Source organism: Microvirga sp. VF16 (genome assembly GCF_016864375.1).
Taxonomy (GTDB): domain Bacteria; phylum Pseudomonadota; class Alphaproteobacteria; order Rhizobiales; family Beijerinckiaceae; genus Microvirga.
In genome coordinates, this window is record NZ_CP069357.1 from 304,011 (window position 1) to 322,862 (window position 18,852).

Consider the following 18,852-nt stretch of genomic DNA (forward strand, 5'->3'; position numbering starts at 1 on the left):
CGGCGACCGCCTCGCCGAATCCTCTATGAGGGAGACGCACGTCGCCGGCGGCGAATGGCTCCACTGACGACAAGACCGCTCCCGATGAGTCCGAAGAGGGGGCCGTCGCCGAGTCGGGCATAAATGGTCCGATTGGGAAGAGGAGAGGGAACGTCGACGTCGGCGAATGATCGAACACCTAAAGGGATCATGGCGCGAGTCCTGCCATACGGATCGAAGACACCTGAGATCCCTGTATTCGCTGCTCGTATCAAAGGAATGCCGAGCTCGATGGCTCGGACACGCGCAATCGCAAGATGCTGGTAGGGACCCCAGGACGTTCCGAACCAGGCATCGTTCGTGACATTCACCAGCACCGATGCATCCGCAGCGAGTGCGCGCACGTCACCCGGGAAGATCGCCTCGTAGCAGATCAGCGGCGCAGCCAGGACACCATTGCCCAGATCGACCAAACCGTGCCTTGTCCCTGCGGTCAAGTCCGCAAGACCAGCCGTAAGACGCGGAAACGGATTGAGTGCTGCGAGGGGAACGAATTCTCCAAAGGGCACAAGGTGAACCTTGTCGTACCGCCCGACCACGGCGCCGCCCGACGCCACCGTTAGCACGCTGTTGAAAAAGCGCTGAGCCTGTCCCTGGTGCTCCCGGCGAAGCCCGCCGGTGACAAGAACTCCCTTCGGTGGGAGAGCTTTCGCGATAAGCCCCCGCCGGGCAGCATCTTCGTCGAGAAGGAAAGGAATGGCCGTTTCCGGCCATACAACAACAGGCGGAACAACTTCCGCTTCGGCTGTTCCTTCAAGGTAGGCAGCCAGGATTTGCTCACGCGCGGTACTGCTCCATTTGCGATCCTGCCGGATGTTCGCCTGCACGATCCGCACGCGGAACTGCGTCGTGTCCGGGGCAGATGACTGCAAACGACGAACGCCGCCCGAATAAACTCCTGCCAGCACAGCAACCATGCCTGTGCAGACCGCGAGCTGACGCCGCGACGGCGTTGTCGCCAGCAGCTCGGCAAAAGTGGCGCTCGCCAGAACTGTCAGGAATCCGAGCCCGTATACGCCGACAACAGCGGTCGATTGTAGCATCGGGAGCGTGTCGCTCCACAGGTAGGCAGTGAGATTCCACGGAAAGCCCGTGAACACGGACGCCCGCAGCCACTCAACCGCCGTCCACAGAGCAGCCTGTTCCAACGACCTGGGCACGCCTTTGCACAAGCGGCAGTGCGCCAGCGCGGAGAAGAGCGCATTGAAGAGGCCAAGCGCGAGGCTCAGTCCGAGAACCGCAACCCAGCCCAGCCCCCGCAGCCCAGCCGGCGCAAACGCAAAACTCTCGTTGACCCAGTGCAGGGATACCATGAAGAAGCCGAACCCGAACATCCACCCAGCGAAACCGCTCACGCGCCAACTCTGAAGCCGTCGGAGGACGACGAAATGGCATGTGAGTGCGACAAGAGCGACAGGCCACCAGGAAAGGGGCGCGAAACCGAGCCCATACATTCCCCCAACGGCGACCTGCAGCCCGACTACGGTCAGGCTACGCGGATAGAACCAGACCCGGACACGTTCACGAAAGATCGGCATTGAACTCACAGCTTGATTGGGTTCTGCATTGCGTTATCCCAACGATCAGATCAACACGACAGCTTCCTGTTGCAATCTCGATCATGCGTGCTCTTGTGCCACACTTCCGACATGTTGCCTCAGCACCTGCACCGCAGTGATAGGTGGTGCAGCCTTCGCGTCATATCTCACGCGTGTCTGTGTCGCCCTGCGCATCGGCAGAGCCCCTGCCGATGCGGATTGCTCAACTCAAAAGACCCGTCCCGGACATGCGCCTCCAGCACCCGAAGCAAATTGGTTTGAACCGAGCGACTCACCGCCCGCGCTCCAGGTTTGTGATCGACACTCGTCCAATCAATGACGAACCGTTGCTCGTGGCCGGCGAGGACGACATCTGGGAGCCGTCGCGGCAAGGCATCATATTGCGATGGTTGGGGGCAAGCCTGCTTCTTGCCGTGATGGGAGGGGGCTTGATTGGTAGCTCTATCTATATCGCCCTGGACGGTGGAACTAACGCGCCGGAGCCCGCCAAGCCCGCGAACCTGATTGTCACGCGTGTCGAGCGGCCGAAGGACAAGATGAGGGACGTGGCTCGAAAGAGCGATAAGCTGAATTGGTCGGACGCCGTCCGATCTGCGAAGCAGACGTTCCGCGCGCCGATGACGTCTCGCGTTGGAAACCGCGAGGTCATCAAGGCGCGTCAGTTCACGCGGGTAACAACTCATCTGTCGCTGACCGCCGGCACCTATGCCTCCGAGATCCCGCCTTTCAACCCTCTCCGTCTCTTCGCCGAGCAAAGTGGCTCGCGCCTGGTCGAGCCGGCACCGGAGATCGCCGATGCCGATGTGTCCGTTCTCAGGCGGGATCTTGCCACCGTTGGTATTGAGGCGAGCGCCCCCTCCTTGACGGACAACGACGTGCTTTCGATTCTGGAGGAGGAGCGGCGGGTCTTCAATGAGGCAGGGCGTCGACCCTCCGTGCCGATCCCCGCCCAGCAGATGCTGTCGCGGACTCTGCGCCAGCCTGCGGCGCTGGGCGATGCGCTGGGCTATGCCCGCGTCGTCGATGCACCCTTCAGCACGATCGAGGTGCGGGTCGTGCCCGAAAACGTGACTGAGCTTCCGAAGATCGACAAGGCTATCGTTCCTCTGATCGAAGAGCGCGACGTAGTGCTCAAGAAGGGGGAAACTCTCGAGACAACTTTGCGCAGCTATGGCGCCACGCCGGACCAGATTGCTGCGATCTCGTCGGCGCTGGCGGCCCGCATCAAGATCGAGGGCCTCACGGAAGGCCAGCGCCTGCGGATTCTCATTGCCCCTGGCCCTCGTCTCGGCGACCCTCGACAGATTGTACGCGTCATCGCCTTCGGGGAAAGGGGGATGGAAGGCATTGCCGCCACCAATGACCGTGGCGTTTTCGTGTCCGTGACACCGCCCGCCGACGAGGCGACCCGGCAGGTGGCTTCTGAGGACGAGGGTGAAGCCGAGGATGACAGCCGCGGCGGCGTCCGCCTCTATGAGAGCCTCTACGAGACGGCCGCCAAGAACGACCTGCCCCGCGAAATCGTCGACCAGTTCATCCAGGCCTTCGGGGACGATGTGGATCTTTTGCGCCGTGTCTCATCCGAAGACAGTCTCGAGATCCTCTATGGGACTGAAGAGGAGGGCGATCAGGGACGTGCGGAGATTCTTTACGCCGGTCTTAGCATTGGAGGCGAGGTCAAAAGGGCGTACCATTTCGCGTCCCCGGACGGTTCGGTTCGCTATCTGGATGAGCAAGGCCGCTCATTGCGGAAGTTTCTGCTGCGCAAACCGATCGCCGATGGTGAACTCCGCTCGGGTTTTGGCGCTCGACGCCACCCAATCCTGGGCTACACAAAGATGCATACTGGCATTGACTGGGCCAATCGGACGGGTACTCCGATCCTGGCGGCAGGGGATGGTACGGTCATCAAGGCCGAATGGGATGGTGGTTATGGCCGCCGCATCGAGATTGAGCACGCCAACGGCTATGTGACCGCGTACTCCCATCAATCAAAGTTCAACACGGGGATCACGGCCGGCGTGAAGGTCCGGCAGGGGCAGGTGATCGGGTATGTCGGCAACACAGGTCTCTCGACTGGCCCGCACCTTCACTACGAGATCCTTGTCAACGGGCGCTTTATCGATGCGCTCAAAATCCGGGTTCCGCGCGACAGCGAGCTCACTGGCGCCGCGCTGATGCAGTTCGAGCGGGAGCGGGAGCAAATTGATGCTCTTGCCGGCCAATCAACGGTTTCCACCGGGTCTACAACGCCGTAGCATGATGATATACTCGGCACCAGCGAGACGCACCCTTACCCGTGGATGGGGATCGATGACGGCGCGGCGAGGACAAGCCGCCGAATTCTCGTTAGCTAGCAAAGATGGATCACTGGCGTGACACCTTACCCACTCCGTCCCCTGAAAGATCGGGATCCACAGAGACTCAGGCTGCGTTGGGCTCGAATCCTGGCGTGGGTGACCGGGGCTGGAGTCGGCCTCCTGATCGTGTCGTCATCATCCATCGCTTGGGAACAGGCTTCCAACGCCGGTCTGCGGGAGGTGCTCGAGTTCGGCCTTGTCATCGCTCTCTCGGCAGTCGGCGGCGCTGTCTTCTCCGGCGGTGTGACTTTCTACCTCTTGAAAGCCACCTGCGCCGAGCACTGAGGTGGGTCGCATGAGGTTGTCGTCGGCCTGGATGTGGGCTCTTGTTGGGATGGCGTTTTGTTTTCTATCAACGGCGGCTCAAACCAGCGAAGCCCCGGTTAATGTGCTGGGTGGCCAGGGCATCGCGATCCGCGGGTATGACCCCGTAGCTTATTTCGTCGACGGAGAAGCGCGAACGGGGCAACCCCGCTTCTCGACGGAGCACACTGGTGCGCGGTGGCTGTTCTCAAGCGACGCGAACAAACGCTTGTTTGAGCAGAACCCGGACCGGTACACTCCCGCTTACGGGGGCCATTGCGCTTATGGGGTTGGGAAAGGATCCTTACTCGATGCAGACCCTCAGGCGTGGATGATTGTATATGGTCGCCTTTATCTCAATTGTCCGAAGCTCTTCGACGGTCTCTGGTTCAAGGACCCGATCGCCGATATCAAGCAGGCTGATGACAACTGGATTCATTTAACGGGCCATCTGCCGATCCAATCGACGCCACTGCCGAAGCAATCGCTGCATTCCGATCGATGAACGCCAGTTCGCTCAGGCCGCCTGTCTAGGGCTTCAGACTTCACTTGGGCATACTGCAGCCGGAACCGTTGGCATATCCAAGATTTAGGTTCGTCTTCTCCGTGAGGGCGTCCCCTCGCAAAAGCCATTGCGATGCCTAGCACGAACGACAGCGGCTCCGCTCGGGGCAGCAGTGAGGAGCAGAGCGCCAAGTTCGGTGTCAACGAAGGACCTGCCAGCACAAACCATGCAGGCCCATTTTGCACATGGCCAAGATCTCTTGAACCATAGGCGACATCCCATTCATGATCTATTCCGAACTTGCAGGTGCTGCGGAAGGCATTAAAACCGCTGCTGGATCCGGCATATCAGAGTAGAATGGGCCTCAACCGGGTCCTGGTTTGGAGTAACCGTCCCGCTCCGGCGTTTTGGGTTCAACGTGATCTCTGCCCGATCACAGACGAGGAGATGTGCAATGACAAAGTTTATGACGAGAACAGAACTGATGATGTGTGGCCTGGCGATTGGCGTTGTGCTTGTTGCTGTCGCCTCGTACAATCCGGTAGAACATAGGAGCCATGGCAACGACCAAGGATCACAGACTCGCATGCCCGTCCAGATGCCCTCGACGAGCACCCGCTAAGAATCGGTCGTTCCCACCAAGGCGAGCATGGCATTTAAGCATATGACCGAGCCTCTTGTCGGTGCGGAGGCACGTGAGCCGGCCGGTGTGGGAACTCTTGTCGTGATCATGTTGATCGGTCATTGCCACAGCGATCTCCTTTCAAGCCTAACAGGCCGTTGAAAAAGTTAGCTGCGTTCGCAGACGAAACCTGAATCATCGCCATTGTGGATGTAGAAGTGGCCAACGAGACGGCCTGCACTGCCGAGCGCGACCCATCCACGCCCGCATGCTGGGTCGTTGTCGTCGGAGCCTTCCCACGAGAACTCGGCACATGCCGCGCCATCGCGCGAGCCATAGCGGACGTCCAAGGCGCCTTGGAGCGCGCCGAATGCGATCTCCCCGGCCGCTTCGCCCGTCAGTGTGAGATGCGCCTCTTCGACAAGATCGAGGAAGTCATTGTCCCAAACATCCATCTCGACGATGCGCCAGCGGCCGGCAAACGCCTTGGCAAAGGCTGGAACTTTGGCCATCAGAGGCTCTCCGCCAGCAACTTGGGCAGGCGCACCAGATTGTAGGCAGCGGCTGCGAACGTGAAGGCCAACTCCACCCGCTCCACACCCCGGAAGCGGGTCTTGGCCTGACCGGCAACCGTTTTTATCCAGCCGAAGGCCTCTTCAATCCGCTTGCGGATGCGCTGGCTCACGGCGTAGCCGGCATGGCGGGTCGTGCGGCCATCAATGGCCGAGCGCCGCCCGTTCGTATTCTGCGCCACATGCGGCGTGACCTTCATCGCCCGCAGATCATAGACGAAGTCCTGTGTGTCGTAAGCCTTGTCGGCGCCGAGCGTGATCGCCCGTGATCGATCGGCGTAGGGCTCGATCAAAGCCAGGGCGGCCACGCGCTCGGCATGGCCATCGGCGCGCGTCAGACAGGCGTCGACCACCAGGCCGGAGCGGTTCTCCATGAGCGCATGGCCGAGGAAGCACAGCTTCGCCTCCTTGCCGGCTCCCTTGCGGTAGAGCCGCGCGTCCGGATCGGTGGTCGAGGCATGGGTCTGGTTCGACCGCTTCTCCCCCCGGAAGTTTGCCTCCGCGTTGCGCCCGCCGTCGGCCGGCGGATCACCCGCGCCGTCCTTCGGCTTGAAGCTCTTCATGGAGGCCCAGGCTTCGATCAGAGTGCCATCGACCGAGAAGTGGTCCGCGGATAGAAGCTTCTTCACCCTGGGCTGGGCCAGTATGGCGGCCAGGAACTGGGCCGCGATGTCGCCGTCGAGCAGCCGATCGCGGTTCTTGGAGAAGGTGGAGTGATCCCAGGCTGCATCATCAATGCCGAGCCCAACAAACCAGCGAAACAGCAAATCGTACTCGAGGCGCTCCATCAGCTGGCGCTCGGAACGGATAGAGTAGAAGGCCTGCAGCAGCATGGCCCGCAGCAGCTTCTCGGGCGCGATCGAGGGTCGACCCATGCGAGGGGCGTACAAGACTGCGAACTCGCGCTGCAGCACTGCGAGCGCCGTGTTGGCGATCTGGCGGATCGCCCGCAATGGATGATCCGCGCGCACCCGGGCCTCCAGATCGACATAGGAGAATAGTTGCCCCGTCTGCTCGTCTCGCCCGCGCATTCATTCCCTCCAGCTGCCCGAATCGAATGAATCACAGGCGAGCCTGCGCCGCTACGGACTTTTTCAACAGCCTGCTAAGCCTGCGATTCTCGTAAACCCCGTCTGCGGGAGGAGTCCGCAGGCAAAAGCTACTCTTCCGTTGTGGTGCATACGACAGCTCATAGAGTTCGGACGGCGTGTCACGCGCTTGAACAGGCGTCTAGCCGCAGTGACGGGAACTGCCGCGCCAGGTTTCAACAGGCAGAAGTGTCACCGCTCGAATCTTGGGGCAAGCCAGCCAAAGCACGTCATGTCGTTCTGCTGAGACAGCGGGGCGATGATTGCGGAGAACGAAGCAGGCAGTGCCGCCGGCTCGTGATTTCAACATTGCGCAAAGGCTTGGACATAGGCGTCACACTGCGGGTGGGGATGCGGTTGCCGTGCGTGTGGCATAGGGGGTCAATTTGCTCCTGACAGGCGCTCCTCAATCCGTCCCCGCATGCGGTGGTCTCTTGGCGGGATCAGCCCAATCCCACAACAGCAGGCCTCTCGACCAACGCAGTCTGGCCCAAGAGCATGCGTCAACAGGCACCAGACATGGGTACGAGAGGGACGCCGGTTTATGGCGAGGGGCTTGGCTGAGCCGACTCTGAGGTATGCGCTCGGGGATCCTGTTGATGACGTTGCTCTTCCTGCTCGCGTGTTTTGACGAACGAGACTGCGTAAAAAATGACCGCCAACAGAAAAAGGGCGAGCGCCAGGGCAACGTTGCGTCGCTTTCGCAACCGGATGAGGTCATCCGATTGGCTCTGATGTTGATTCTGTCGCATGGTGATCTCCGGAACCAAAATAGGTGCGGCGCGTTAACTCAGGTTTAACTATCATCTTGCGCCGCACCCTCTGCTTTGTCATTGACTGATGCAACAATCAAACGGCGGTGGGGCGATGTCGCAGGCTTTTTTTCAGCGTCACATATTGCGTGGGGTCACCCGGCAGAAGCTCTCTCTTGCAGTGCTCAGCGGGGTAACTGCTATCGGCATGGGGACGGCAGTAGCCCAGACATCCGCACCGTCGCAGACCAGTGCGCTGCAGGCGCAAGGAATAGCAAATCCGACAGCGGCATGGACGGAGTTCTGCAACCGCCTGCCAAGCGAATGCACGCTCGATCTCACCGAGCCCCGCACCATCACTCTTACCTCGCAGCTCTGGACCACACTCACCTCCATCAACAAGCGAGTAAATCAAACCATCCGGGCTAAGACCGACGACGATCATTGGGGAATCGCGGACCGTTGGAATTTTGCTGAGGATGGATACGGCGACTGCGAGGATTACCAACTCGTCAAACGCAGGACATTGGTGCAGCAGGGATGGCCCCGGCGAGCCCTGCGGATGGCTGTTGTTATCGATGAGCTGGGTGCGGGCCATGCTGTGATGCTCGTCAGCACGGATCGTGGTGACTTCGTTCTCGACAACAAGAAAGACGCCATTCTTCCCTGGTCCCAGACAGGCTATACTTACATCAAGGTCGAAAGCGCAGATGCCACTGCCTGGGCTTCTCTCGGAGGCATCATGACCTCGCCAACGACTGCCGCCAACCGCTGAGGGTGGTTGCGGCGCGCAGCTGATGTCCGGAGGGCTAGGGCTGCACAGGAGCATTGGCCTTCGCTTTGATAAACTCGACCATCGCTTGGCCGCTCCAGTCGGCCTCTCCCAGCAGGCGGCCGATCTCCAAGCCGTCTCGATCAATGAGAAGAGTGCCCGGCAATCCAACAAGACCAAGATCACGTAAGGCTTGGCCGCTCGAATCGACGTAGGGCACAAGGTGCTCGACCCCGATGTCACGAAAGAATTTATCAACAACCTCCCTGCCTTGCCGGTCCAGGGAGAGCGCCACCACTGCAACATCATCGTTGTTGAAGAGACCCTGCAGGCGGTCCAGCGTTGGCATTTCCTTGCGGCAGGGCACGCACCAAGTCGCCCAAATATTCAAGACAACGAACTTGCCGCGAAAACTGGCCAGCGTCAGGTCTTCGCCTTGCGGTCCTTTGAATGTGATTGCTGGAACAGGGCGCGGTTTTGCATAGAGCTGAAGGCGTTCGGGAAGTTCATTTGCCGGCACGGGCGTGCTGACCAGCCCAGCCACAAACGCCATGATCACGAGGATGAGTTTAGCCTGCGCGCGGACGCTCATGGGGCACACTCCAGCAGCAAGCTGCGTCGTAAACCGGGACTGTTCGCCTGACTCCACAGTTCTCGAGCCGACAGCATTGGCGTGGTCGTTCTCGCCCCTGGCTTCTGATTGTTGTTGTGCACAACCCCACCAGCAGCGATAGGCATGAACGCAGCGACACGCAACGGACGCCTAAGATCCCGCACCAGACCCCTAAGGACGTCGTGGTCTTTCCGTGCAGGGCCGGCTGCCTCGCGTCTTTCATCACCGTTTGGCAGCTTCCTTCCAGTGGCGATAACTCTCGTAATCGGGATGTTTTGGGCCCGCCAGCAGTCTCCTTGCCGCCGAACACGAGAGTTCGGCAGAGCGGATCTCAGTCTCTGTAACCTTCCGACGATGGAAACCGCAGCGGACCCGTTCGGAACGCTGGTCAGATGTGACGGGCTTTGTTGGCTCACGCGCATGAGGCGGTTCGTTTGTCGTTCTACGCTCTGATTCACCCATTGCCCTAGCACCTCAAGCCGCTAGAGGTTCAAGCCCGAATGTTCGATAAAAGGTGAGATCTGCTGGACACGTCGTCGCATTTGGCAGAGCAGACGTCATGCTCCGAGGGTGCCGGCCCGAAATGGTGGCGGTCGGCCAGTGTGCTGCCTGCCCGGTTGTAAAAATTGAACGTTGGCCCTATCTGCGGGGCGCCAGAACCCTCAAGTGACTATAGATTTACGAGGCCTTCGATGAATCTGACAATTGGTGAATTGTCTCGTCGCACCCAGGTAAAGATACCGACCGTACGGTACTACGAGCAGATTGGCCTGTTACCGCAGCCGGCGCGGACGGACGGACAGCAAAGACGATATCAGCAGGATGAGGTGAACCGACTCAACTTCATCCGTCATGCGCGCGAGCTCGGCTTTGGTGTAGAGGACATCCGGGAACTCCTGGACTTGTCGGCACGCCCTAACCAACCCTGCCACCAAGCGGATTCTATCGCCCGCCGAAACCTTGAGGCGGTCGACCGGCGACTGGCGCAACTGAGCGCCTTGCGCCGGGAGCTCGCGCGCATGGTCGAAGAATGCCAGCATGGGCGGATCTGTGAGTGTAGGGTGATTGAGGTCCTGGCTGATCACGCGCAGTGCCGCCATGACGAGCACTAACAAAGCAGCCGCCAGCTCGCGGTATGGCTCGCCGGTTTCTTGCGGTTTGTGCCAACCTTGACGATCACAAATCTGTGACTCGGCTATACGAGCCGGTTGCATCAGGACTATAGCGCTGCTGTGAACCGTTTGCGCATCCCATACCTGAACCGCTCGCTGGGCGAGTTGCTGCTTCAGATCATCGTCATTGCGCTTGTGCTTCAGGCGTGTGAGGTCGCCTTTGCCCAAGTCGCTTGGCAGGATCATGGAACGCAACAATCCAAGGACCAATTGTCCTTGGTGAGGTCCAGTGCCGATGCCAGAACCACTAGAGTCGGCAGCGATACGCACCGGTCGGACGCGGCGCACACGGTGCTAGGGTGCGCCTCCGGCCGCCTTATGCCGAAGGGTTTATCGGCACCGACGCTTGGTGGTGTGCAGCCTCTCTCATCTCTCGTCTGCCCCTTGATGGCCCTGTCCACGGTTGAGTCACGCCACCGTGAGATCCCTCTGCCAAGGCTGCACCTGCGCCCTCATTTGCGTGGGCCGCCGCATCTCGTCGCCTGATCCCTGAACCAGCGTCGAGAACACACTCGACCGTCGGCTCTTGCCTCGCACCACGGAGAGATAGATGCGTTTCCTGCTGACCGGCAGCGTTGTGGCTGCTTCCACCATCATGCTGTTCACCTCGGGCCCCGTGCTCGCACATGATTACAATCTGGGCTCGGTGACCATTAATCATCCCTGGTCGCGCGCAACTCCGGGCGGCTCCAAAACCGGCAGCGGGTATCTGACGGTGACCAACACCGGCCCTGAGTCCGATCGCCTGACAGGCGGCGCATCGCCTTTCGCAGAGCGCGTCACCATTCATGCATCGTCAATCGACAATGGGATTGCCCGGATGCGCCCGGTCGAAGGTGGGCTCGACGTTAGCCCACGGCAGACCGTTGAGCTCAAACCTGGCGGAGCATATCATCTTATGTTCGAGGGGTTACGTGCACCCCTGAAGCCGAACGACAAAGTGCCGGTCACCTTGAGGTTCGAGAAGGCGGGGTCCGTCGAGGTGGTCTTCGACGTGGCGGCCATGGGAGCAGGCGAGGGCGCCGCCCAGCATGACACCATGGCACCGGGCATGCACCAGAACGGACCATCCCAATAAGGACGCACCGTCTTCTCCAGATCACTCTGTGGATCGCCGCGCTGCTGGGGCTGACAGCCTTCGGGATCCTTCAATCCGGTCTTGTTCCGCGGCCGCAGCAATCGTCACCGCTGGCTGTCACAACGGGAACGGCCCAGATCGGCGGCGCATTTCGCCTCGAGAGCCACAAGGGCGAGATTGTTACGAATCAAAGCCTGAAGGGGCGGCCTGCAGCGGTGTTCTTCGGCTTCACGTATTGTCCTGAGGTGTGCCCGACAGCCTTGATTGACTTATCGGGCTTGCTGCAGGAGCTTGGTGCCGATGGGGACAAGATCACGCCAGTTTTTATCACAGTTGACCCTGAGCGGGATACGAGACCGGTCTTAGCTGAGTATATGCAAGCTTTCGACCCGCGCATCATCGCACTCACAGGGTCTCTGGCTGACGTCGATACTGCGGCCAAAGCATTCAAGGTTTTTTATCGTAAAGTTCCGGACGACCTCGGCGGCTATACGATGGACCATTCTGCTGCGGTATACCTGATGGATCGCGAAGGGCGCTTTGCTGGATCGCTCGACAAGCACGAGCCGAAAGAGGCGAAGTTGCGCAAATTGCGGGCTTTGATTGGGAATAGCAGCCCGACTTAGGTGTCGGAGCCCGAGCGGGCACACAACAGCAAACAACCACCGGACGTTATTCCCGCGACAACCGTCTATATCCTCTGCCACTGGCGATCTGAACCTTTGCCGTTCACGGTGCGTTAGGAATAAAACGATACTTCAATCTCTCGCCAAACAAGGCCAATCCAATGCCTGCGCTTCGTTCGGCACTTGCGTGTGCTCGACGCCTCAATCTCCACCTCTTCGTGCTTTTCTGCCCAGTTGTCCTGGCGGGCTGTGTTTCGGTTGAACAGGCGCCCGTTCAGGAGACCCGCAGGCTGCCCGATCCAGAATACGTGAGGATGTACGGACCTCGTCCTGACGAGCGGTTTTCTCTGCCCGCAACCGACATCTCCGAGGTTGACCCGAAGTTCCTTCGGCGTGAGGTGGCCTATAACGGCTCCGAGGCGCCGGGAACGATCGTTGTCGACACGGACAACCGGTATCTCTATCTCGTGCGAGAGAATGGGCGAGCCCTCCGGTATGGGATCGGCGTGGGGAAAGAGGGATTGGCTTGGAGCGGCCGCGCCCGGATTGGCCGGAAAGCAACCTGGCCGAGCTGGACGCCAACGGCTGACATGATCAAGCGAGAGCCGGAGCGGAATGCGCGCTGGGCCGGTGGCATGCCCGGTGGCCTGCAAAACCCGCTCGGCGCGCGGGCGCTTTATCTGTATGAGGGCGACAGAGACACCTTATTTCGCTTACACGGCACAACGGAGCCGTGGTCGATTGGACAGGCCGTTTCCAGTGGCTGTATCCGGCTGTTCAATCAGGACATCATCGACCTTTACAACCGCGTACCGGTCGGCTCACCGGTCATCGTGTTGAACCGCGGACCTGCAATGGCCCGGAACCTATCCGCGGAGCCGCCTCCCACCTGACGGATGAAAGCATCGGACGTCAGGTCAGCCCTGCGCACCAAAATCCTGCAGACCCGATACAAACGGTACTGTGATTGCAACGGCCACAACAGTGCCCGCCTCACGGGGCGAGGCCTCTGCATCCAGTGGACAGCGATCGACGATCTATGTCGGCTTTGGTCGTCGCACACCTATAAGCTTGGTCTCCCGGCCGCTCCGAGGATCAGGCCTGGCTTCTCATCGTCAGCTCGTTGGAGCAACACAACATATGAATCGGCATCTTGTGTCAGAACGGCTGCAAGGGGCGTCGTAACGCGCAGGGCAGCACCGGACCATGATCCAAGCAGATAGAAACCCCGTACCACATTGGTGTAGGTTTCCGTGCGTCCGGCGTTCTCGCCCCGCTGGATTGCAACCTGATTGTGTTTGCGAATGGGGAGCAACCAAACACCCGCCGTGCCGGAGCCGGGGGCGATGTCTACGATGACCAGGCCATTCTCTTCACTGACCTTGATGGCAACGGGCAGGATCGCGTGAGAGGCCGTCGCTGTTTCGATCAACCGAGCAACTTGGTTTCTCTCCGAGCCGACACAGGCGAGAACACCATTGACGACCATCTGAGGCGTATAAACCTGCCGATCGCGCCGGGCTGACGCATAGCCCCGCTGCCTCGAGGTGAAGGTCGGATCGGCAAGGGTATCCTTCCAGCCGAGATAGTCCCAATAGTTAACAGGCAAGCTCAGCACGATAAGGCTTGGATCCTGTTTCAACTCCGTCATGAGTTGGTTGGCAGGCCGGCAAGCCGAGCAGCCTTGGCTGACGAAAAGTTCAAGGACGGCTCGTGGCTCGGGCGATGCCAGAGCTGGGCCAACCAAAAGGGTCGATAGTACGGGAAGAAGCCCCAGCCAGGTTTTCAAGCGATCTCTCATACCCGTACTCAATACAGCTAGCTTTTCTCCGTAAAGTCACGTTCTCTCGATCCTAGGCCCTGCTTGTCGATGGACCGAGGCTGAGATGGAGGTCGAGTGCCGCGTGAGGTCAAGAAGCAGCGAGCCGATCCTGAACCGAGAGCGCATGACCCTAAAAAGGAAGGGCCGTCGGCGGAGGAGAGGCCCACGACAACTCTCGTGAGCCCCAACCCAACGAGGCTGTCTCACAGCGTGCATCGTATCTTTTGGAGCGCACCGGTACGATGCTAAGGCGATACGACACCGGTGGTGGCGGCGAACTGCGGGGTTGTGCGGACGATCACCCAGCCGAGAGCGACGTCACGAGCCGAGCAGCGCTGGGGCACACCACTTCAAGGCCGCACCCCTTCGTAAAACGAAAGGCTGCCGAACGCGGTCGCCACGCGGCGTATTTCGTGCACCTCCTGGAGACCGGCCTCACGCATGAACTGCGGCAGCAGACCTTTCAGGTTATCGGCGGTGTTTGCGAAACCGTCGAGGGCCTGCACCGGGTAGAACAGGAGGCGCATGAGCGTGGTGTCAGGCTGTCCCCAATCAGCGACATGCATCATGCCACCCGGGCGTAGGAGCGTCACCACATTGATAAGAGCCCGTCGTTTGGCCTCTCGATTGAGGTGATGGAAGACGAGGCTGGAGACGATCGTGTCGAAGCTCGCCACTCCAAACGCCGGGACCAGATCAAGCTCATCGATGCGGCTGCGCTGGAAGGCGGGAGTGACCCCCGTCTGAACAGCCTTTGCGCGGGCACGGGCTATAACATCAGGGTCAGCATCAACTCCGATGATTTCGGCACCAGGACAGGCCTGCTGTAGCATGAGGGTAAGTGTTCCAGTGCCACTTCCGAGATCTAGAATGCGCTGTCCTGGTTGCGGTGAGACCCTCTCGACCAACCAGCTCTTCCAGGAGCGCTCGCGCATGATGGCGGACAGCACTGGGTCATAGAGCGCGGTCAGTCGGCGGAAGCCAGCTGCCGGGACGAAGTTTGGCGGGTGATCGCCACTCATTGTGAGGTTCCCGACTACCGGTGAACGGCTCGAGAATTGGAGAGGCCGCTCATCGCACTCGCTAAAACATTCAAGAGACGTTTGAATTATTCCTTGTTACCGGTCTGTCCCGTGCCGACATGCTGAACAGCGGTCGTGAACGCCTCGGGCGGAGCCGCTTACCGCCGCGGCACAATGATCTGCGGCAACACGTTACAGAGCCGTGGCGTGCTGCAAAACCGCGTTGTGCGGTATGATTGAGCCAGGCACCCGTTGGGCCGCAGATCGCAGTAGTGTCAGTCATCGTCATCTGTCGCATCCCGATGTGCGCTGACATGGCTGACCATGTCTTTGATCACACAGCGCGCTTGCTCGTCAGCCGAAACGTAGAAGACCTGCTTGCCTTCCTTGTGTGCCCGCACGAACCGGGCGGCCCTCAGAAGCCGGAGATGATGGCTGACGAGCGAAGCTGACAGGCCAACCTGTTGTGCGATATCGCTCACGCAAAGCGGCTCGTCCAGGCAGACCACCGCGATACGGAGACGGTTCGCATCGCCCAGCAGGCGAAAGATTTCGGCAAGCTCCGTCGCACGCTCCTCATCAAGAACGACCTGTGCCATGATGCTCCTGGTGAATCCTTGAGCAGGTATTTGTTCTTAGCAAAAATCGACAGGGCTGGCCCCCAACAGGGGAGCAGGCCCATCTTTTCATAGTAGCAGATCGTCGGCAGCTTCACGTCAGTTCCGCGGGACCGCTCGCCGATGGGGATCCGATGCTAACTCTCCCAAATCTCTAGTTCCCAGTGGTTAGATTGCCACCCGAAGAATTGAACTGGCGCTGTCTGGTTCGACATATATCGTGCCCGTGAGGGCATCAATTGGGACGGCGTCTTTGTTCCCGAGGTCTATAAAGAGCGTAACAATAGAGCGGCCCTTTTACACCCGAATCCCGCCGTCTGCTACATGCTGATAGGACGGGAGGATCATCGGCTCGATTAGCTCAGGTTCGGATGCTGCGATAGTAATGGCATTCGACACAGGTCTCGCACCCTTGGCTTTGATCCGATTTGGCATCTGCGGAGGAAACGAAGATGGCCTTCGACAAGGAGCAACGGGGGATACTTCGCGGGACCGTCCTTGCGCTGCTTGTTGGCGTCGTCGCGGTTGGCAGCGGCGTTGCTTGGTTGCCACCTGAGCTCTTTGGCTTGGGCCGGACCATGGCCGTCGGCGAACAGATTGCTTTCGCTCTCAAAGCCGATCTGCCGGTATTCATCTGGCTGGCTGCGTGCGTCCGATCAGTGGCCACAGGACGTTTCAACTCGCCTGTCGACCGAAGAGGGGCGGCGTTCGGTCCACCGAGCCCGGCGCTCGCAGTTCGTACAGCTGTGTTGCAAAACTCGCTCGAGCAAACGGTGCTCGCCGTTGGTGCGCACCTCATACTTGCCACCGTCCTGCGTGGATCCGAGTTGATCCTTATTCCTGTGCTGGTGTTCCTGTACTTGGTCGGTCGATTGGCGTTTGCCTTCAATTATGTGAAGGGTGCGCCCAGCCGCGCATTTGGCATGGTCCTGACCGGTGCCCCAACGGGTGTGGGTTATGTCCTCGCGGCCAGTTTGATGCTCGCAGGACGCTGACGACCGAAGCTGCGTACTGCTTGGGCCAATGCGGAAGGCATAGCCATGTAATGCGATGACGTTTCTCTAAACAAGCTCCGCTTCGATTCTGACGAGGCCAGTGGACCTCTCGCAGGGAAGCAGATCAAAAGCGCCGGAACGCGGAACGGGCTGCGGCCGTTGGAAATGATCGCACAAACGGCTATTCAAACGTTCATGATTCCGCTGTTGCTGAGATCCTAGGTTCAACTTTAGGTCAGGACGGCACGACCGCTCGCGAGCAGCAGGCCCGAAGCCTGCTGCGCAGACAGGATGGTGGCTCGGAAGGCTTTCGGACGGCCAATGAGGGTCCAGTGAACTCATCTTGCTGGATCGCCCGAGGCGAGAGGAGAAACGGACTATGCACCGCATTCCGCGCGACAACAGTTTTGACAGTACCTTGGCTTTGCTCCGAGAACCCTACGATTTCGTGTCCGAGCGGCGTCGGCGGTTCGGGTCCGATGTGTTCCAAGCCCGCCTCCTGCTCCGTAAGACCATCTGCATGACCGGACCGGAGGCGGCCAAGCTGTTCTACGACCCACGCCGCTTCATCCGCCACGGGGCCATGCCGGAGCCGATCCGCAAGACGCTGCTCGGTCAGGGCGGGGTGCAAGGGCTGGATGACCAGGAGCATCGGCACCGCAAAGAAATGTTCGTCTCGCTGATGACGCCCGAAAGCATCGGCCGATTGGGCGACCTCGTAGCGGATCACTGGCGTGCCCAAGCCCACAGGTGGGCCTCGATGGGTCGGGTGGTCCTGTACCCTGAACTCCATCCGATCTTGACCCGTGCCGTGTGCACCTGGGGCGGCGTTCCGCTTGCGGAGACGGAGGTCGCCCGGCGAACAAGGGAGCTGGTCGCGCTGTTCGATGCCGCCGGCGGGGTTGGGGCGAGGCACCTGTGGTCGCGCCTCGCCCGCCGTCGGGCTGAACGTTGGATCGAAGGCATCGTCGAACAGGTCCGGGCTGGACAACTCAGCCCGCCGAAGCAGAGCCCCCTGCATGTCATCGCCACGCATCGGGATGTGAACGGTGCGCTGCTGCCCGCCCGGATGGCCGCCGTGGAGGTGCTGAACCTCCTGCGGCCAACGGTGGCCGTCTCCGTCTTCATGACGTTCGCCGCCCACGCCCTGCACCTTCATTCCGAGTGCCGGCAGAGGCTTGCACAGGACGAGGACGGCTCTGCGGACCTTTTCGTGCAGGAGGTGCGGCGGTTCTATCCGTTCTTCCCCGCCGTGATGGCGCGGGTGCGGGAGGACTTCGACTGGAACGGCTACCGGTTTCCGCGCGGCAGGAGCGTGATGCTTGACCTGTACGGCACCAATCACGATCCGCGGACATGGGACAGGCCAGAGGCCTTCCGGCCAGAGCGATTTAGGCAATGGGACAAGAGCCCTTTTAACTTCATCCCCCAGGGCGGCGGCGAGCATCGCGTGACCCACCGCTGCCCAGGCGAGTGGATCACCATCGAACTGATGAAGGTTGCGTTGAGCTTTCTCGCGGGAGGCATGGCGTACGACGTGCCGGAGCAGGACCTGCGGATCGACCGCACCAGGCTTCCGGCACTGCCGCGAAGCCGCTTCATCATGTGCAACGTCCGGCTGAGAGGAGATCCAGACGATGAGCGGGGAGGACGATGACGACGACAAGATCCAGGATTACTCCCACGTCACCCCGGCATACCGGCGCGCCCTGTGGACGGTCGTCGTGCTCAATGTCGGCTATGGGCTCGCCGAGATCGTGGCCGGGTTCGTCTCCGGGTCGCAGGCCCTGAAGGCGGATGCCCTCGACTTCCTCGGCGACGGCACCATCACGCTGCTCGGCTTAATTGCCATCAGGTGGAGCCGGGTCTGGCGGGCCAGATCGGCTCTTCTTCAGGGTGTTTTCCTTGGCCTTCTTGGCATCGGCGTCCTTGTCACGTCCGCCTACCGGGTCTTCGTCCTCCAGCAACCCGAGGCCGACATCATGGGCCTGTTCGGGGTGATCGCGCTGGTTGTCAACGTCGCGTCCGCTTGGGTGCTGCTGCCGCACCGGTCAGGGGATGCCAACGTCCGAGCGGTATGGCTGTTCAGCCGGAACGATGCCATCGGCAACGTGGCAGTGATCGTCGCCGCGGGCCTCGTCGCCTGGACCGCGACCCCTTGGCCCGACCTTGTCGTCGCAGTCGTGATCGCAGGATTGTTCCTCCAATCGGCCTGGCAGATTATCAAGGATGCCCGTCGCGACCTTGGCGTCCGATCATCGGCCTAACTGTCGCCATCTGCCTGGAGCAATGCAGATGCATTCGTGGCACGAACCCACAAAGGATCTCCGAATTG

18 protein-coding genes are annotated in these 18,852 nt (G+C 60.4%); 11 read left to right on the top strand and 7 right to left on the bottom strand.

Going from position 1 to position 18,852, the window contains the following annotated elements; genetic code table 11:
- Positions 1-23: 23 nt before the first annotated feature.
- Positions 24-1,577 carry an apolipoprotein N-acyltransferase gene (lnt, locus tag JO965_RS40505; protein ID WP_203447374.1) on the bottom strand — a complete coding sequence of 518 codons (1,554 nt, stop codon included), beginning with the start codon at positions 1,575-1,577 and terminating at the stop codon, positions 24-26.
- A gap of 449 nt (positions 1,578-2,026) precedes the next feature.
- Between lnt and JO965_RS40510 the strand changes: the two genes are divergently transcribed.
- The 3 genes from JO965_RS40510 (at position 2,027) to JO965_RS40520 (ending at position 4,766) form a co-directional block, all read left to right on the top strand.
- On the top strand, positions 2,027-3,856 hold the full coding sequence (locus JO965_RS40510) for a M23 family metallopeptidase (RefSeq protein ID WP_246777258.1): 1,830 nt from the start codon (positions 2,027-2,029) through the stop codon (positions 3,854-3,856).
- A gap of 228 nt (positions 3,857-4,084) precedes the next feature.
- Positions 4,085-4,243 carry a hypothetical protein gene (locus tag JO965_RS40515; protein ID WP_203447375.1) on the top strand — a complete coding sequence of 53 codons (159 nt, stop codon included), beginning with the start codon at positions 4,085-4,087 and terminating at the stop codon, positions 4,241-4,243.
- Between the two features lie 10 nt (positions 4,244-4,253).
- Positions 4,254-4,766, top strand: a complete 513-nt coding sequence (locus JO965_RS40520; RefSeq protein ID WP_203447376.1) for a YHS domain-containing (seleno)protein — start codon at positions 4,254-4,256, stop codon at positions 4,764-4,766.
- Between the two features lie 789 nt (positions 4,767-5,555).
- On the opposite strand, the gene JO965_RS40525 is transcribed toward JO965_RS40520, so the two are convergent.
- Both JO965_RS40525 and JO965_RS40530 read right to left on the bottom strand, forming a co-directional pair.
- A complete protein-coding gene (locus JO965_RS40525; RefSeq protein WP_203447377.1) occupies positions 5,556-5,900 on the bottom strand; it encodes a hypothetical protein in 345 nt (114 codons plus the stop codon).
- On the bottom strand, positions 5,900-6,991 hold the full coding sequence (locus tag JO965_RS40530; RefSeq protein ID WP_203447378.1) for an IS5 family transposase: 1,092 nt from the start codon (positions 6,989-6,991) through the stop codon (positions 5,900-5,902). Before JO965_RS40530 ends, JO965_RS40525 begins: the two co-directional genes overlap by 1 nt.
- A gap of 924 nt (positions 6,992-7,915) precedes the next feature.
- On the opposite strand from JO965_RS40530, the gene JO965_RS40535 reads away from it, so the two are divergent.
- Entirely contained in the window at positions 7,916-8,575 is a 660-nt protein-coding gene (locus tag JO965_RS40535) for a transglutaminase-like cysteine peptidase (protein WP_203447379.1), read from the top strand.
- Between the two features lie 34 nt (positions 8,576-8,609).
- Here the strand turns inward: JO965_RS40535 and JO965_RS40540 are convergent, their stop codons facing one another.
- A complete protein-coding gene (locus JO965_RS40540) occupies positions 8,610-9,164 on the bottom strand; it encodes a TlpA disulfide reductase family protein (protein ID WP_203447380.1) in 555 nt (184 codons plus the stop codon).
- A 713-nt stretch (positions 9,165-9,877) separates the two neighbouring features.
- Between JO965_RS40540 and JO965_RS40545 the strand changes: the two genes are divergently transcribed.
- From JO965_RS40545 to JO965_RS40560, 4 genes are all read left to right on the top strand, one after another.
- A complete protein-coding gene (locus JO965_RS40545; protein ID WP_203447381.1) occupies positions 9,878-10,297 on the top strand; it encodes a helix-turn-helix domain-containing protein in 420 nt (139 codons plus the stop codon).
- 610 nt (positions 10,298-10,907) lie between these two features.
- A complete protein-coding gene (locus tag JO965_RS40550; RefSeq protein WP_203447382.1) occupies positions 10,908-11,435 on the top strand; it encodes a copper chaperone PCu(A)C in 528 nt (175 codons plus the stop codon).
- Between the two features lie 137 nt (positions 11,436-11,572).
- Positions 11,573-12,061 (top strand): SCO family protein, encoded by a 489-nt coding sequence (locus JO965_RS40555; RefSeq protein ID WP_371827025.1) that lies wholly within the window; start codon positions 11,573-11,575, stop codon positions 12,059-12,061.
- Positions 12,062-12,222: 161 nt separating this feature from the next.
- The gene (locus JO965_RS40560) at positions 12,223-12,954 is read left to right on the top strand and encodes a L,D-transpeptidase (RefSeq protein ID WP_203447383.1); all 732 of its coding nucleotides are present in this window, start codon (positions 12,223-12,225) and stop codon (positions 12,952-12,954) included.
- Between the two features lie 170 nt (positions 12,955-13,124).
- Here the strand turns inward: JO965_RS40560 and JO965_RS40565 are convergent, their stop codons facing one another.
- The 3 genes from JO965_RS40565 to JO965_RS40575 all read right to left on the bottom strand — a co-directional run bounded on the left by JO965_RS40565 (position 13,125) and on the right by JO965_RS40575 (position 15,504).
- Positions 13,125-13,850, bottom strand: coding sequence for a thioredoxin family protein (locus tag JO965_RS40565; RefSeq protein ID WP_246777259.1), 726 nt, complete (start codon positions 13,848-13,850; stop codon positions 13,125-13,127).
- A 383-nt stretch (positions 13,851-14,233) separates the two neighbouring features.
- Positions 14,234-14,905, bottom strand: coding sequence for a class I SAM-dependent methyltransferase (locus JO965_RS40570; protein ID WP_203447385.1), 672 nt, complete (start codon positions 14,903-14,905; stop codon positions 14,234-14,236).
- Positions 14,906-15,180: 275 nt separating this feature from the next.
- Positions 15,181-15,504 (bottom strand): helix-turn-helix transcriptional regulator, encoded by a 324-nt coding sequence (locus JO965_RS40575; protein WP_203447386.1) that lies wholly within the window; start codon positions 15,502-15,504, stop codon positions 15,181-15,183.
- A 470-nt stretch (positions 15,505-15,974) separates the two neighbouring features.
- Between JO965_RS40575 and JO965_RS40580 the strand changes: the two genes are divergently transcribed.
- The 3 genes from JO965_RS40580 to JO965_RS40590 all read left to right on the top strand — a co-directional run bounded on the left by JO965_RS40580 (position 15,975) and on the right by JO965_RS40590 (position 18,784).
- Positions 15,975-16,517 carry an MAPEG family protein gene (locus JO965_RS40580; protein WP_203447387.1) on the top strand — a complete coding sequence of 181 codons (543 nt, stop codon included), beginning with the start codon at positions 15,975-15,977 and terminating at the stop codon, positions 16,515-16,517.
- A gap of 379 nt (positions 16,518-16,896) precedes the next feature.
- Entirely contained in the window at positions 16,897-18,174 is a 1,278-nt protein-coding gene (locus JO965_RS40585; RefSeq protein WP_203447388.1) for a cytochrome P450, read from the top strand.
- Complete coding sequence (locus JO965_RS40590) at positions 18,155-18,784, top strand: cation diffusion facilitator family transporter (protein ID WP_203447389.1); 630 nt, start codon at positions 18,155-18,157, stop codon at positions 18,782-18,784. The genes JO965_RS40585 and JO965_RS40590 overlap by 20 nt, the downstream gene beginning before the upstream one ends.
- Positions 18,785-18,852: the final 68 nt, after the last annotated feature.